The organism is Acidovorax sp. 62 (genome assembly GCF_002754495.1).
Taxonomy (GTDB): Bacteria; Pseudomonadota; Gammaproteobacteria; order Burkholderiales; family Burkholderiaceae_C; genus Acidovorax.
Window position 1 is genome coordinate 4,018,136 of record NZ_PEFJ01000001.1, and the last position, 14,727, is coordinate 4,032,862.

Annotated in this window: 16 protein-coding genes; 10 read left to right on the top strand and 6 right to left on the bottom strand. The window is 64.6% G+C overall.

Annotation, left to right across the window (positions count from 1 at the left end; genetic code table 11):
- Positions 1-248: 248 nt before the first annotated feature.
- The 4 genes from gstA to CLU86_RS17910 form a co-directional block, all read right to left on the bottom strand.
- Positions 249-854 carry a glutathione transferase GstA gene (gstA, locus tag CLU86_RS17895; RefSeq protein ID WP_099742568.1) on the bottom strand — a complete coding sequence of 202 codons (606 nt, stop codon included), beginning with the start codon at positions 852-854 and terminating at the stop codon, positions 249-251.
- A gap of 93 nt (positions 855-947) precedes the next feature.
- Entirely contained in the window at positions 948-1,718 is a 771-nt protein-coding gene (locus CLU86_RS17900; protein ID WP_099742569.1) for a class II aldolase/adducin family protein, read from the bottom strand.
- Between the two features lie 163 nt (positions 1,719-1,881).
- Positions 1,882-2,352, bottom strand: coding sequence for a carboxymuconolactone decarboxylase family protein (locus CLU86_RS17905; protein WP_099742570.1), 471 nt, complete (start codon positions 2,350-2,352; stop codon positions 1,882-1,884).
- Positions 2,353-2,494: 142 nt separating this feature from the next.
- The gene (locus tag CLU86_RS17910; protein WP_099742571.1) at positions 2,495-3,412 is read right to left on the bottom strand and encodes an RNA polymerase sigma-70 factor; all 918 of its coding nucleotides are present in this window, start codon (positions 3,410-3,412) and stop codon (positions 2,495-2,497) included.
- 461 nt (positions 3,413-3,873) lie between these two features.
- Between CLU86_RS17910 and CLU86_RS17915 the strand changes: the two genes are divergently transcribed.
- Positions 3,874-5,676 carry a methyl-accepting chemotaxis protein gene (locus tag CLU86_RS17915; protein WP_099742572.1) on the top strand — a complete coding sequence of 601 codons (1,803 nt, stop codon included), beginning with the start codon at positions 3,874-3,876 and terminating at the stop codon, positions 5,674-5,676.
- Between the two features lie 102 nt (positions 5,677-5,778).
- Here the strand turns inward: CLU86_RS17915 and CLU86_RS17920 are convergent, their stop codons facing one another.
- Entirely contained in the window at positions 5,779-6,051 is a 273-nt protein-coding gene (locus CLU86_RS17920) for a YkgJ family cysteine cluster protein (protein ID WP_099742573.1), read from the bottom strand.
- Positions 6,052-6,124: 73 nt separating this feature from the next.
- Positions 6,125-6,730 (bottom strand): NADPH-dependent FMN reductase, encoded by a 606-nt coding sequence (locus CLU86_RS17925; RefSeq protein ID WP_099658914.1) that lies wholly within the window; start codon positions 6,728-6,730, stop codon positions 6,125-6,127.
- Positions 6,731-7,039: 309 nt separating this feature from the next.
- Here CLU86_RS17925 and mnmG point away from each other — a divergent pair, with 309 nt between their 5' ends.
- From mnmG to CLU86_RS17965, 9 genes are all read left to right on the top strand, one after another.
- Positions 7,040-9,016, top strand: coding sequence for a tRNA uridine-5-carboxymethylaminomethyl(34) synthesis enzyme MnmG (gene mnmG / locus CLU86_RS17930; protein WP_099742574.1), 1,977 nt, complete (start codon positions 7,040-7,042; stop codon positions 9,014-9,016).
- Positions 9,013-9,693 (top strand): 16S rRNA (guanine(527)-N(7))-methyltransferase RsmG, encoded by a 681-nt coding sequence (gene rsmG, locus CLU86_RS17935; RefSeq protein WP_099742575.1) that lies wholly within the window; start codon positions 9,013-9,015, stop codon positions 9,691-9,693. Before mnmG ends, rsmG begins: the two co-directional genes overlap by 4 nt.
- 144 nt (positions 9,694-9,837) lie before the next feature.
- A complete protein-coding gene (locus CLU86_RS17940; RefSeq protein ID WP_099742576.1) occupies positions 9,838-10,452 on the top strand; it encodes a LysE family transporter in 615 nt (204 codons plus the stop codon).
- A gap of 15 nt (positions 10,453-10,467) precedes the next feature.
- Complete coding sequence (locus CLU86_RS17945) at positions 10,468-11,274, top strand: ParA family protein (RefSeq protein ID WP_099742577.1); 807 nt, start codon at positions 10,468-10,470, stop codon at positions 11,272-11,274.
- 28 nt (positions 11,275-11,302) lie between these two features.
- On the top strand, positions 11,303-11,845 hold the full coding sequence (locus tag CLU86_RS17950; RefSeq protein WP_099743673.1) for an alpha/beta hydrolase: 543 nt from the start codon (positions 11,303-11,305) through the stop codon (positions 11,843-11,845).
- 120 nt (positions 11,846-11,965) lie between these two features.
- Positions 11,966-12,118 carry a hypothetical protein gene (locus CLU86_RS22945; protein ID WP_233195083.1) on the top strand — a complete coding sequence of 51 codons (153 nt, stop codon included), beginning with the start codon at positions 11,966-11,968 and terminating at the stop codon, positions 12,116-12,118.
- Between the two features lie 20 nt (positions 12,119-12,138).
- Positions 12,139-12,435, top strand: a complete 297-nt coding sequence (locus tag CLU86_RS17955) for a cupin domain-containing protein (RefSeq protein WP_099742578.1) — start codon at positions 12,139-12,141, stop codon at positions 12,433-12,435.
- A 38-nt stretch (positions 12,436-12,473) separates the two neighbouring features.
- A complete protein-coding gene (locus CLU86_RS17960; RefSeq protein WP_099657298.1) occupies positions 12,474-13,391 on the top strand; it encodes a ParB/RepB/Spo0J family partition protein in 918 nt (305 codons plus the stop codon).
- Positions 13,392-13,730: 339 nt separating this feature from the next.
- Positions 13,731-14,474 (top strand): class I SAM-dependent methyltransferase, encoded by a 744-nt coding sequence (locus CLU86_RS17965; RefSeq protein ID WP_099658916.1) that lies wholly within the window; start codon positions 13,731-13,733, stop codon positions 14,472-14,474.
- The last annotated feature ends 253 nt before the right edge of the window (positions 14,475-14,727 follow it).

Sequence of the window (14,727 nt, forward strand, 5' to 3'; positions counted from 1 at the left end):
TCTAGATTGCACTCAGTGGATAACGGCCTCAAGCGTACTGCTGCTGGCCCCAACGTGCAGGCCGGATGCATCAACAAGGGCTCTCTTTTTGTGATAACCGCAGGGTTTTGAGGGCGGGCACGCAGTGGCGTTTCACGTGGAACCTTGCAGCGCGGGGGCGCTGCTGCGCTGTTGGGCAGGCCCATGAAAAAAGCGCAGCCTCTTCGCAAAGGTCTGCGCTGTTTGGGGCCCGTTCAGGGGGCTGCCGCTTACTTAAGCAGGCCTTCCGCCTTCAAGGCGGCTTGCACGCCTGGGCGCGCTTCCATGCGCTGTTTGAAGGCTTGCAGGTTTGCCAGGCCCGATGTGTCCACGCCTACAAACTGGCCCCAGTGCGAGACGGTGTACAGGTAGCCATCGGCCACGCTGAAGCTGCCCAGCAGGTAGTCCTTGCCTGCCAGTTGCTTGTCGACCCAGGCAAAGCGGCTTTGCAGGCGTTCGCGCACGATGGGCTTGTACTCCTCCGGCGTGTTGGGGGCAAACAGCGGGCTGTGGCCCTTGTGCAGCTCGGTGCCAATGAAGGTCAGCCACTCTTGCAGGCGGTAGCGCTCCATGGTGCCGTTGGCAGGGGCCAGGTTTTGGCTGGGCACCAGGTCGGCGATGTATTGCACGATGGCGGGGCCTTCGCGCAGGCGTTCGCCGTTGTCCAGCTCCAGCACGGGCACGTAGCCCAGTTCGTTGATGGTGTAGAAGTCGGTGCCGTCTTGCAGTTTGTGCGTCTTGGTGCTGGCCAGCACGGCGTCAAACGCCAGGCCCGCTTCGTGCAAAGCGATGTGGGGCGACAGCGAGCAGGCGCCGGGGGAGTAGTACAGCTTCATGGGCTTGTGTCCTCTGGTCAAAAAATCACGAGGTGCACATCGTATGCGTTGGCGCAGCGTTGTGCGCAGGGGCGGGCTTTGGGTGCGTGGGCTTCAGTGGTCAAACCCTGGCGCTTCGCGCTGGGCCTTGCGCAGCAGTGCGGGCCAGGCAAAGGCACCGCCCAGGCCGCCCGTCTGCACGCGCATGGCCTGGGCTACGCCACTGACGATGCGCGGGTCCACGGCAATCAGTTCGCCACCGGCCTGCGCGTCGATCTGGATGCGGCAGGTGTTCTCGAAGGTGTACATCGACAAGAACGCATCGGCAATGGTTTTGCCCACCGTGAGCAGCCCGTGGTTGCGCAGCATGAGGAAGTTGGCCTCGCCCAGGTCGGCCTGCAGGCGCGGCTTTTCTTCGTCGCGAAAGGCCACGCCCTCGTAGGCGTGGTAGGCCAGCGAGCCCAACACAAAGGTGCTTTGCTGGCTGATGGGCAGCACGCCGCCCTTTTGCGCGCTCACGGCCACGCCCGCGCGGGTGTGGGTGTGCAGCACGCAGCCTGCCTCGGGCCGGGCCTCGTGCACGGCGCTGTGGATCACAAAGCCAGCGGGGTTCACCGGGAAGGGCGAGTCGTGCAGCTTGTTGCACTGCATGTCCACCTTGATGAGGCTGGATGCGGTGATCTCGTCGAACATGAGGCCATAGGGGTTGATGAGGAACTGGTGCTCAGGCCCTGACACCGACTCGGGCAGCTTGGCGCTGATGTGGGTGAAGACCAGGTCGCTCCAGCCGTACAGCGCCACCAGCCGGTAGCAGGCGGCCAGATCGCAGCGCAGTTGCCATTCTTCGGGGCTGACGCTGCCCTGCAAGGAGGGGATGGAATGCATGGGGTGTCTCCGTAACGTGGGTGGGGACACTGTAGGCCGCTTGCGCCAGCGTGGCTGTCAGACAGGCTACACAAGCAAGGGGAGTGGTGGCCCTTCTGTATATTCAAAAATGATAGCTGCTAGCGCTTATTGGATAAGCGCTAGCAGCCTTTTTGGATTCAAATTACACCACGGGAGTTTGCGGGATTGGCGCGCGCATGCCAGCGTTGATCAGGTTCCAGGCGTTGATGATGGCAATGGCAAAGCCCAGGTCGGAGATTTCGGCAGCGCTGAACACGGCCTGCAGTTTGGCAAACTCTTCATCGCTGGCGTCGCTGTGCGGCGTGGCGGTGAGGATCTCGGCCCAGCGCAGGGCGGCGCGCTCGCGGTCGCTGAAGAACGGCGCCTCGCGCCAGCCCGCCACGGCGTTCAGGTGGCGGGGCTCCATGCCGTCTTTGACGAGCACATGCCAGTGCATGTCCATGCAATAGGCGCAGCCGTTGATTTGCGACACGCGCAGGAACACCAGCTCGGTCAGGCGCAGGCCCAGCGGGCCTTTCTTGACGGTGTCTGACAGGTTCACTAGGCCCATGAAGGCCTTGGACGACAGCTGGTGGTAGGGCAGGCGGGCGGTGTGGGAGGTGCTGGAGGTCATGTCAGGTCCTTGGATGGAAAGCGTTGGGGTGGAAGTGCAAAGGGGCATGAATGTGGCCAGGTGGCCTGTTCATGCCCATAAGACGCAGCCCGTGCCGTGTTTGTGACAGGGCAGGGCCCCAACGCCCCAATTCCCTGGAGCTTCAGCCCAGCGTGGAGGCAATGCCCGTGAGCTTGTCGGGGTTGCGCACGGCGTAGATGGCCACGATGCGCTCGCCATCCGTCACAAACGCCTGGGCGGATTCGAGGCGGCCCTCCACGTAGCGCAGCAGCCCCGGCTCGCCGTTGATGAGCGCCATGCGGTACGCCACCTGCGGGCCCAGGCGGCGAAACAGCGCCCAGTACAGGTTGGCGATGCGAAACGGCCCCACCAGCGGCTTGGGGAACGAGGGCACCTTGCCGCCGCCGTCGCCAATGAGCTGTGCGTCCTCGCCGATCAGTGCCTCGATGGCGTTGCGGTCGCCACTGTGGGCGGCCTGCATGAAGCGCTGCAGCAGCTGCTGGTGCACCGTGCGCGGCACCTCAAAGCGGGTGCGCGCCTGCTGCACCCGCTCGCTGGCGCGGTGCACCAGCTGGCGGCAGGCGGCCTCGGTTTTGCCCAGCTGCGCGGCAATGTCGGCGTAGTCGTAGTCAAACACCTGGCGCAGCAAAAAGGCCGCGCGCTCCTCAGGCCCCAGGCGCTCCAGCACGTACAAGAACGCCACCGACAGCTCCCCTGCCAGCTCGGCCGCCGACTCTGGCGTGTGGTGATGTTGCCCGCCTGCCTGCAGCTCCACCAGCGGCTCTGGCAGCCACCAGCCCACATAGGCCTCGCGCTCGGCCTTCAGGGCACGCAGCCGGTCAATCGACAGGCGGGTCACCACCGTCACCAGCCACGCCTCGGCCGACTGCAGGGCGGCGGTGTCCTGGCGGCTCCAACGCAGCCAGGCGTCCTGCAGCACATCCTCGGCATCGGCCCGCACCCCCAGCATGCGGTAGGCCAGCCCAAACAGGCGGGGGCGCAGGGTGGTGAAGGGGTCTGTGGTGGGTGCTGCGAAAGCGGGCTCGGTGGGGTGGGTCATGGCGTGGGTGGTGAATGGGGGGCACAAGGAGCTTCGCGCTGCGCTTGTCTGAGCCTGTCAGACGCACGGCCCCTCGGGTTTGTGACAGCGGTGCCGCATCTGCTTCTAATTTGATAGCTGCTAGCGCTTGCTGTGCGGGCGCTGATCGGCTTTTTGGTCAAAACCCTCGGGCCATGGTGCCATGGAAACCCTGGGCGTTGCCCGGTGCCACAGGCGCCTTCCGTTCAAAGGCCAAAAGGTATTTGTGGGTATGTGATTTTGTTAATCTTTTAACAATTGGTGATAGTATTTTTTTGACACGCGTCAATGCTTTTGGGGGCTGAAGCCACAAGAAGCCTGCACAGGGCCGGGTTTTACAGGACCGATCGCGGAGATTCCGCACAGAGTTGGCTGGAGTGGGGCGGCGTGGTTTGCAACGCGGCGCCCTCTGCGGCTGTGGGTTCCAAACTGGGGAGAAGTCTATGAAAAACTGGAAGATATCGACGCGCCTTGCGGGGGCCTTTGCAGCCATGGTGCTGCTTGTTTTGGTGTTGGGTGTGATCAGCCTGGTGCGCTCTGGCCACCAGCGGGAGGCCCTGAACGACGTGGTGGGTGTACGCATCCCTGTGACCAAAGCCCTGGCCGCCCTGGATTCCGGGGTGAACGAGCAAGCGATCCAGTACCGCAACCTGGCCCTTTGGGACACCGATGAGGTGCGCCAGCGTGCCTCCACCCAGATCGCCTCGGCCCGCGAAACCGTGACCGCCCAGTACAAACTGCTGGAGACCTTGATTCGGTCGCCAGAAGGCAAGGACCGCTTGGCCAAGATGCAGCAGGAGCGGGCCAATTTTCTCCGGGTGAGTGATCAGTACCTGGCAATGATCAAAGAAGGGCGCAAAGACGAGGCCCTGAAGTACCTGGAGACGGAGCTGCGGCCTGTCCAGAGAGCCTACCGGGCACTGATTGAGAGCCAGCTGGAATACCAAAGCAAAACGACCGAAGCAGCCGGTGTAAGGGCCGAAGGCGAGGCCTCGGCCCTGCAGCGGGATGTTCTGTTGGCCTGCGCCGTGATTGTGGGCTTGGCCATCTTCCTGGCAATTGCCATCATCCGCTCGATCACCGCCCCCCTGTCCCGCGCCGTAGAAGTGGCCGACCAAGTGGCCGCAGGCGACCTCAGCGCCCACATCGAAGTCACCTCCACCGACGAAACCGGCCAGTTGCTCGGAGCCCTGCAACGCATGCAGCAAAGCCTGGTGCGCACCGTCTCCGTCGTGCGCCAGAACTCAGAAAGCGTGGCCTCGGCCAGCGCCGAGATTGCCTCCGGCAACAACGACCTGAGCGCCCGCACCGAACAACAAGCCAGCGCCCTGGAAGAAACCGCAGCCTCCATGGAAGAGCTCGGCTCCACCGTGCGCCAAAACGCAGACAACGCCCGCACCGCCAACCAACTGGCCATGAGCGCATCGACCGTTGCCACGCAAGGCGGAGAAGTGGTTGCCGAAGTGGTGGAGACCATGAAAGGCATCAACGCCAGCAGCAACAAGATTGCAGACATCATCAGCGTGATCGACGGCATCGCCTTCCAGACCAACATCCTGGCGCTGAACGCCGCCGTGGAAGCCGCCCGGGCAGGCGAGCAAGGCCGGGGCTTTGCGGTGGTAGCCACCGAAGTACGCAACCTGGCAGGACGCAGCGCAGAAGCGGCCAAAGAAATCAAGAGCCTGATCATGGCCAGCGTAGAGCGGGTAGAACAAGGCACCCTGCTGGTAGACAAAGCCGGCAGCACCATGACCGAAGTCGTGACGGCCATCCGGCGCGTGACCGACATCATGGGAGAGATCAGCGCGGCCAGCAGCGAACAAAGCGCAGGGGTAGGCCAAGTGGGCGAAGCCGTGACGCAAATGGACCAGGCGACCCAGCAAAACGCGGCGCTGGTGGAAGAAATGGCGGCAGCGGCCAGCAGCCTCAACAGCCAGGCGGGCGAGCTGGTCAACGCCGTGGCAGTGTTCAAACTGGCCCACGATGCCAGCGGCACAAGCTACAGCGCCCCCAGCAGCAGCTACAGCGCCCGAACCAGCAGCCCCGGTGCCAGCAGCCTGGGCAAAAGCCCCAGCGCCCGGCCTGCACTGAGCAAGCCCAAGGCGACAACGGCCAAGGCACCAGCCCAAAGCAAGCCAGCGGCGAGCCTGGCGGCCCCCCAAGCAGCAGCGCCAGCACCCAAGGCAACGCCAGCGCCCAAGGCAGCGAAGGCCGGGGGCAATGACGATGAGTGGGAGAGCTTCTAAGTTGAGCTGAGCGGAATTCCTGTTGCCACCATGCCAGCCGTTACCAAAGCACGCCCATGGGCGTGCTTTTTTATGCCTGTGCCCGCCCCAAGCCGCTGCAGGTCAACGCTGCGTTGGGTGGGCTGGCTGGGTCAGTTGTTCCAGTTGCGTCAGATACGCCATGGCCTGCGCGTTGCTGGCACCGCACATCTCAGCGGAGGGCATCAACCCGCCGCACACCGCTGGCCGATCGGGTTGGCCAAAGATGCGGCACCGTGCGTGCTCGTCCAGCTGCACACAGCGCACCCCCGCAGGCTTACCGTGCGGCATGCCAGGGATGGGAGAGCTGATGGAGGGGGCGGTGCAGCAGGCGCCGCAGCCAGGGCGGCAGTCCATGGGTTTGCTATGGTTTATATAGCTGCTAGCGCTTGTTAAATAAGCGCTAGGGCTTGTTTTGACTTAAATACGTTCAGGCGGGACCTGCAGCGTCGCCGTGCAGGCGGCCTGCGGCCCACAGCACCTGGTCCACCACGGCGCGCACGCGGTCGCGGTGGGCGGGCTGGAGCAGGGCGCCGCTGTCATCGAACGCGCTGCCTGCCGAGCCCAGCGCAAACGCCTTGGGGGCCAGCCAGCATTCGAGGTTGGTGAGCAAGGGGCCCAGGTGGCTTTGCGAACGCAGGCCGCCCAGCGCACCAGGGGACGCGCTGAGCATGCCCACCACCTTGCCCCGGAAGGAGCGGGTGCCGTCTTGCCACACCGGGTCGCCCTTGATGGGGCTGGAGGCCCAGTCGAGGGTGTTCTTGAGCAGGGCGGTGTAGCTGCCGTTGTATTCGGGCGAGCAGATGATCCAGGCGGGGTGGTCGAGTAGCACCTGCTTGAGTCGCACCACATCGGCCGGGGTGCCTTGGGCTTCCAGGTCGGCGTTGTAGAGCGGGATGTCAAAGTCAGACAGCTCCAGCAGCGTGACGCTGGCCCCCGCATCGCGCGCGATGGCAGCGGTGGCATGGGCCAGTTTGCGGTTGAAGGACTGCTGGCGGGTGCTGCCCGCGAAGATGAGGAGTTGGGCGTTTGGCATGGGTGCCATTGAATCACACCGGGTGGACAGGATTCCTGCGTGGGGTGTTTCACGTGAAACAAGGGGGTTGCAGTCTCTTTTTTGAACTGAGCGAAAGGGGCTTGCCAGGATGCGCCACCACCCGCCCCAAGGGCATGCGCAGACACAATGCGCGCAAAGTGGGAAAATCAGGGGTTACCCGCAATCGCCTTGGCCTGCGCCGACAGCACTTGATGCCCGGCCCGCAGTGCGATTCCCGAAAAGATTTTGAACAGATTCTGATTGCGGGTGTTTTCTTTATCGGGCCCGGCTGGGCCCCGGAGCGCTCCCATGTTGTACCCCCAGGAATTTGATGTGATCGTCGTCGGCGGTGGCCATGCTGGCACCGAGGCCGCGCTGGCCGCTGCCCGCATGGGCAGCAAAACCTTGCTGCTGTCCCACAACATCGAGACCCTGGGGCAGATGAGCTGCAACCCCAGCATTGGCGGCATCGGCAAGGGCCATTTGGTCAAAGAGGTGGATGCGCTGGGTGGTGCCATGGCGCTGGCGACGGACGAGGGCGGCATCCAGTTCCGCATTCTCAACAGCTCCAAAGGCCCTGCGGTGCGCGCCACACGGGCGCAGGCCGACCGCATTCTGTACAAGGCGGCTATCCGCCGCATGTTGGAGAACCAGCCCAACCTGTGGCTGTTCCAGCAGGCGGTGGACGACCTGATGGTGGAGGGTGATCGCGTAGTGGGTGCAGTCACGCAGGTGGGCATCCGCTTTCGCAGCCGTACGGTGGTGCTGACGGCTGGTACCTTTCTCGACGGCAAGATCCATGTGGGCCTGAACAACTACGCCGCCGGCCGGGCAGGGGACCCGCCCGCCGTCTCGCTGAGTGCGCGCTTGAAGGAGCTAAAGCTGCCGCAAGGGCGCCTGAAGACCGGCACGCCCCCGCGCATTGACGGCCGCAGCATCGACTTCAGCCAGTGCGAGGAGCAGCCCGGCGATGGCATGCCCGGTGGCGTGAACGAGGGCACCGTGCCTGTGTTCAGCTTTATGGGCAATGCGCAGATGCACCCGCAGCAAATGCCGTGCTGGATCACCCACACCAACGAGCGCACGCACGAGATTATCCGCAGCGGCTTTGACCGCAGCCCCATGTTCACCGGCAAGATCGAGGGCGTGGGCCCGCGCTACTGCCCGAGCGTGGAAGACAAGATCAACCGCTTTGCCGACAAAGACAGCCACCAGATCTTTCTGGAGCCTGAGGGCCTGACCACGCACGAGTATTACCCCAACGGCATCAGCACCAGCCTGCCATTCGACATCCAGTACGACCTGGTGCGCAGCATGAAGGGCTTGGAGAACGCACACATCCTGCGCCCGGGCTACGCCATTGAGTACGACTACTTCGACCCGCGCTCGCTCAAGAGCAGCTTTGAGACGCGCCAGATCCAGGGTCTGTTCTTTGCCGGGCAGATCAACGGCACCACGGGCTACGAAGAGGCGGCAGCGCAGGGCTTGTTTGCCGGTATCAACGCCGCGCTGCAATGCCGTGGCGAGGCCGCTTGGCTGCCAGGCCGGGATGAGGCCTACCTGGGTGTATTGGTGGACGACCTCATCACCAAGGGCGTGACCGAGCCCTACCGCATGTTCACCAGCCGGGCCGAGTTCCGCCTGCAACTGCGCGAGGACAACGCCGACATGCGCCTGACCGAAGCCGGGCGCCGCATGGGGCTGGTGGACGATGCGCGCTGGGATGCGTTTAGCCGCAAGCGCGATGCTGTTTCACGTGAAACAGAGCGCCTGAAAGCCACCTGGGTGAACCCACGTAACCTGCCTGCTGCCGAATCTGAGCGCGTGTTGGGCAAGAGCATCGAGCACGAGTACAACCTGTTTGATCTGCTGCGCCGCCCCGATGTGGCCTACGGCACGCTGATGGGAATGGACGGTGGCAAGTACGCCAGCGCCGATGTTTCACGTGAAACGCTGGGGGCGTTGAGTGAATCAGTGATTGAGCAGGTGGAGATTGCGGCCAAGTATTCAGGCTACATCGACCGACAGAAGGGCGAGGTGGAACGTGCTGCCCATTTCGAAAAACTGCGCCTGCCCGCTGAGCTGGACTACATGCAGGTGACGGCCTTGAGTATTGAGGCACGCCAGGCGCTGACGCGCCATCGCCCTGAAACCCTGGGTCAGGCCTCGCGCATCACGGGCATCACCCCGGCGGCCATTTCCTTGTTGATGGTGCACCTCAAGAAGGGTGGCTTCAAAGACTTTGCCCTGGCACCCGCCAAGGCCGAGGGTGAGGTGACGGCATGAGCACGCCGACCCTTCACCCCGTGCAGACTCTACAAGTCCGTTTGCAGGAGGGTGCCCATGCGTTGGGCTTGGACCTGACGGATGCACAGACGGCGCAGTTGATGGAGTTTCTGGCCCTGCTGCAAAAGTGGAACAAGGTCTATAACCTGACGGCAGTGCGCGACCCGCAGGAGATGCTGACGCACCACCTGCTCGACAGCTTGGCTGCTGTGGCACCGCTGCGCCGCCATGCCGCCGCCTTGGGGCAGGGCGGGGCGGGCGTGAGGCTGCTGGATGTGGGCTCGGGCGGTGGCCTGCCCGGTGTGGTGTTTGCCATCTGCTGCCCTGCCGTGGATGTGAGTTGCGTGGACACGGTGGGCAAAAAGGCCGCGTTCATTCAGCAAGCGGCAGTGGCGCTCAAGTTGCCCAACCTGCATGGCGTGCATGCCCGGGTGGAGACACTGACCACGCCGTTCGACATCGTCAGCTGCCGGGCGTTTGCCTCGCTGCCTGATTTTGTGACCTGGTCGCGCTCGGCCCTGGCCGCGCCCCATGGCGTGTGGCTGGCCATGAAGGGCAAGCACCCCGAGGATGAAATCGCAGCATTGCCCGCTGACGTCGCGGTGTTTCACGTGGAACAACTCACGGTGCCCGGGCTGGATGCAGAGCGCTGCATTGTCTGGATGAAGCCCGCGTAAGCTGGTCGGGGCGCGCTCTTCGGGGCTGGTGCTTGGCCCGCGCTGCGTTGGAGGCGCTGCTTCCGAAAAAGCGTCGCTTAAACTCGGCCTTGTTCTTGCGCAGTTTTCGCTGCATTCCCCATCGTCACGGCACCGGGAGAAATCATGTTTGGCATTGCTGACTACGGCGCATTTGTCGCCGCCATTGTGTTGTTCCTGGCCATTCCAGGCCCCGGCAATCTGGCGCTCATCACCTCGACCAGCAAGGGCGGCATTCGCGGCGGTCTGGCGGCCACGATGGGGGTGATTGCGGGCGACCAGGTGCTGATGTGGGCGGCCGTGGCGGGCGTGGCCGCACTGCTGGCCACCTACCCCACGGCGTTTGCGGCCGTGCAATGGCTGGGGGCGGCCTACCTGGGATGGCTGGGGTTCAAGATGCTCACGGCCAAGCCCGGTGCCAAGCCGGTGCTGAACATCGAGCCGCGCCACTACTTTAAGCAGGCTGGGTTGATCACGCTGCTCAACCCCAAGGCCATCGTGTTCTACATGGCGTTCTTCCCGCTGTTTGTGGACCCAGCCCGCCACCAGGGCCTGCTCACTTTTGGTGTGATGGCGGCCACCGTGGCGGTGCTCACGTTTCTGTATGGCTTGGTGGCGGTGCTGCTCACCCACCACCTGGCAGAGCGCATGCGCGCCAACCCCCGCATTGGCCGCATGCTGGAAAAGCTGGCGGGCGTCTTTCTCATCGGCTTCGGCATCAAGCTGGCCATCTCCAAGTAACACGAACACCTCCACATGGCCAAAATTTTCTGTATCGCCAACCAAAAGGGCGGCGTGGGCAAAACCACCACCACCGTCAATCTGGCCGCGGGCCTGGCCAAAATTGGCCAGCGTGTGCTGATGGTGGACCTGGACCCGCAGGGCAATGCCACCATGGGTTCGGGCGTGGACAAGCGCCAGCTGGAGCTGTCGGTGTACGACGTGCTGCTGGAGTCCGCCTCCGTCAAAGAGGCGGCAGTGCTGTCGGACAAATGCGGTTACTGGGTGCTGGGCGCCAACCGCGAGCTGGCCGGTGCCGAGGTCGAACTGGTGGCCCTGGAGCACCGCGAAAAGCGCCTGAAGGCCGCGCTGGCCGAGGCCGATGCAGACTATGACTTCGTGCTCATCGACTGCCCTCCGTCCTTGAGCATGCTCACCCTCAACGGCCTGTGCAGCGCGCACGGTGTCATCGTGCCCATGCAGTGTGAATACTTCGCGCTGGAAGGCCTGACCGATCTGGTCAACACCATCAAGCAGGTGCATGCCAACCTCAATGCCGACTTGCAGGTCATCGGCCTGCTGCGCGTGATGTTCGACCCGCGCATCACGCTGCAGCAGCAGGTGAGCGAGCAACTCAAGGACCACTTTGGCGACAAGGTGTTCAACACCGTCATCCCCCGCAACGTGCGCCTGGCCGAGGCCCCCAGCTACGGGGTGCCGGGCGTGGTGTTTGACCCCTCGGCCAAGGGCAGCCACGCGTTTGTGGACTTTGCCAAGGAGATGGTCGATCGCGTCAAGCGCATGGGGATTGGAGATAAAAAGACCTCCAAGGCGCAACCATAAAGCGCTACATGCTATAAAAATGATAGCAATAAAACCCTCCAACGTGCTGCTGTTGCCCGGCTGGCAAAACTCGGGCCCTGACCACTGGCAAAGCCGTTGGGAGCGCCTGCACGGCTACCAGCGCGTGGAGCAGCACGACTGGATGCGCCCACTGCGCGGCGATTGGTCGGCCCGGCTGGAAGAAACCGTGGCCGATGCCGATGGCCCCGTGCTGCTGGTGGCGCACAGCCTGGGCTGCGTGCTCACCGCCTGGTGGGCCAGCCACACCCGCCACGCCGCCAAGGTGCGCGGTGCGCTGCTGGTCGCCCCGGGCGATGTGGAGCGCCCCGACATCGCCGCCATGATCCACGGCTGGGCGCCCATTGCGCGGCAGCCACTGCCATTCCCGGCCCTGCTGGTGGGCAGCCAGAGCGACCCGTACTGCAGCTACGAGCGCGTGCAGGGCCTGGGCGAGGCCTGGGGCGCGCGGTTTGTGGACTACGGCGAGCGCGGCCATATCAATGCGGAATCCGGGCTGGGCGACTGGGAAGAGGGGCACGGCTGGTTGACCCAGTTGGCCCATGCGGAATGAGCCGCTGGGCCCTGTGGCGCAATCGCCCGCCCGTGGCGGACGCCGTGCAGGCCCCGGCTGCCACGTCCCGGCGCCGCCCTGCCCAGCTCTATGTGCCGCTGGAAGCGCTGCAAGTGGTAGTTGGCCTGGTTGCTGCCCAGCAGCGCCGTGGTGGTGGCCGCTTTGGGCCAGTTCATGCTGGCCCTGGTGCTGCTGGCGGTGGCCTGGGGTGTTTGGCTGCGCTTGTGGCGCAGCCGCAAAAAGCGCCAGGCCATGGCGCGAGCTTCGCGTTGACAACCCCGCATTTCTAACCCATGTCCAAAACCCATCTGATCTCAACCGCCAACCAGCTGCCCCGCGCCTGGGCTTCCACCATCGTGGGCCAGGCCGCGGGCAGCAACGTCAAGGTGCTGCGCATGGACGGCGCTGCCTACCCCGATGAGTCGCATGACTTTGACGAGGCGCTGCTGGTGCTCGACGGCTGCATGCGCCTGGACCTGCAGGGGCAGATCACCGAGGTGAACGCGGGTGAGGTGTTCATCGTCCCGGCAGGCGTGCCCCACGCCGTGGCGCCTGGCAGCCATGGCACGCTGGTCATCATCGACCGCTGATTCTTTCCATTCCTTTTCTCTTTCGCGAGACGCATTTCATGGTCACCAAAAAACCCAAGGGCCTCGGCCGCGGCCTGGAAGCATTGCTCGGCCCCAAGGTCGAGGAAAAAGTCGAACAAGCCCAGGCCGTGCAGGCGGGTTTGCCCAGCACGCTGCCATTGACCGAGCTGGTGCCGGGCGTCTACCAGCCGCGCACGCGCATGGACGAAGGCGCGCTGTACGAGCTGGCCGAGTCCATCAAGGCCCAGGGCATCATGCAGCCGATTCTTGTGCGCCGCCTGACGGATGGCGAGCATGCTGGCAAGTACGAAATCATCGCGGGCGAGCGGCGCTTCAGGGCCTCCCGCCTGGCTGGCCTGGCCGAGGTGCCGGTGCTGGTGCGCGATGTGCCCAACGAGGCCGCTGCGGCCATGGCGCTCATCGAAAACATCCAGCGCGAAGACCTGAACCCGCTGGAAGAAGCGCAGGGCTTGCAGCGCCTTGTCCGCGAGTTCGGCCTCACGCATGAGCAGGCTGCGCAGGCGGTGGGCCGCTCGCGCAGTGCTGCCAGCAACTTGCTGCGCCTGTTGAACCTGGCCGATCCGGTGCAGACCATGCTGATGGCCGGCGACATCGACATGGGCCACGCCCGCGCGCTGCTGTCGCTCGACCGCGCCGCGCAGATCACGGCGGGCAACCAGATTGCGGCCAAGAAGCTGTCGGTGCGCGAGGCCGAGAGCCTGGTCAAAAAGATCGGCGCCGAGTTCAACCTGGTGCCGCAAAAGCCCAAGAAGGAAAAGTCCCGCGACATGAAGCGCGTGGAGGAAGAGCTGTCGGACCTGCTGATGGCCGCCGTGGAAGTGCGCGTCAAAAAGCGTGTGAAGCGGGCAGGGCGAATGGAAGACATGGGCGAGCTGGCCATCCAGTTCGGCTCCATCGAAGAACTCAATGGCCTCATCGAGCGACTGCGCGGCTGAATGGCTGGGTAGTTCGCAGCGCGGCCCCACGACTGGTGCCGATTGCGCCATGGGGCGCCCCAGAGATCCCCGGCGGCAATGGTCTTTGGCTGGGGCGCGTTGACAGCCCGGCGGGCGCGAATGTGAACTTTGGCACAACCCTGGCCTTGGCGAAGGCCTGAGGGCCCTGGAAAACACGCCCAACCGGCCTACACTGCCCGCTGCAGACCGGCGCCTGGAGTGCGCCGTGCTTCCTCCAGCCCTCGCCATGAACCACCCTTGTCTTGATTGCATTGCCTGGCCCGCAGCCACGCTGTGGCACTGCGGTGCTGCGCTGCCTGTGGCGGATGGGTGCGCATGATGGTGTCCCTGCGCCTGCCCTGGCCCTTGCCTGCCTTGCTGGCCTGGGCGGCTGCCTGGCTGCTGTTCATCACGCTCCAGCCCGTGGTGCCCTCGCTGTGGGCCATGCTGCTGCCCTGCCTGCTGGGCACAGCGGCCAGCTTGCTGGGTGAAAGCTGGTGGCGGCGCGGGTTGATAGCGGTGGGCTTTCCCTTGTCCCTGGCATTGACGGGCATGGCCACCTTGCCCGCCTGGGCCTGGCTGGTGCCTTTGGCGCTGCTGCTGCTGGTGTACCCGCTCAACGCCTGGCGTGATGCCCCCTTGTTCCCTACCCCCCGCCATGCCCTGCAGGCCCTGGCTGTACAGGCCCCTTTGCCCGCAAGCGCGAAGGTGCTGGACGCAGGCTGCGGCCTGGGCGATGGCCTGCTGGCCCTGCGCCACGCCTACCCCGATGCGGCGCTGCACGGTATTGAGTGGAGTTGGCTGCTGCGGGTGGCCTGCGCGCTGCGCTGTCCCTGGGCTAGGGTACGCCGGGCCGACATGTGGAAGGCCGACTGGAGCGGCTACCAGATGGTGTACCTGTTTCAGCGGCCTGAGAGCATGGCCCGCGCTGCGGCCAAGGCCCAAGCCGAGATGGCCCCCGGCGCCTGGCTGGTGAGCCTGGAGTTTGCTGTGCCTGGCGTGCTGCCCCGCGCCCAGCTGCGGGCCCCAGGTGGACGGGTGGTGTGGATTTACCGCATGCCATTGCAGGACCAGCGCCGGTGATCGCCATGGCCGAGCCGCTTGTCCACTCCCACCTGCTGGCGCCACTGCAGGCCCGCTTGGTTACAGAAAAGATACAACGTTTTGCTACATTCCCGGCTGGCTACATCTGCCAACACAATTTCCAGAAAACTCACAGCTTGAGGGAGCTGCCTGACACGTTTGCGCGCCGGGAGGGGGCGCACCGTGACATCCGATCCATCCCGTTGATTGCCCGGTTTCCATGCGCATTTCGCCTGCCGTTGCGGCGGCACAG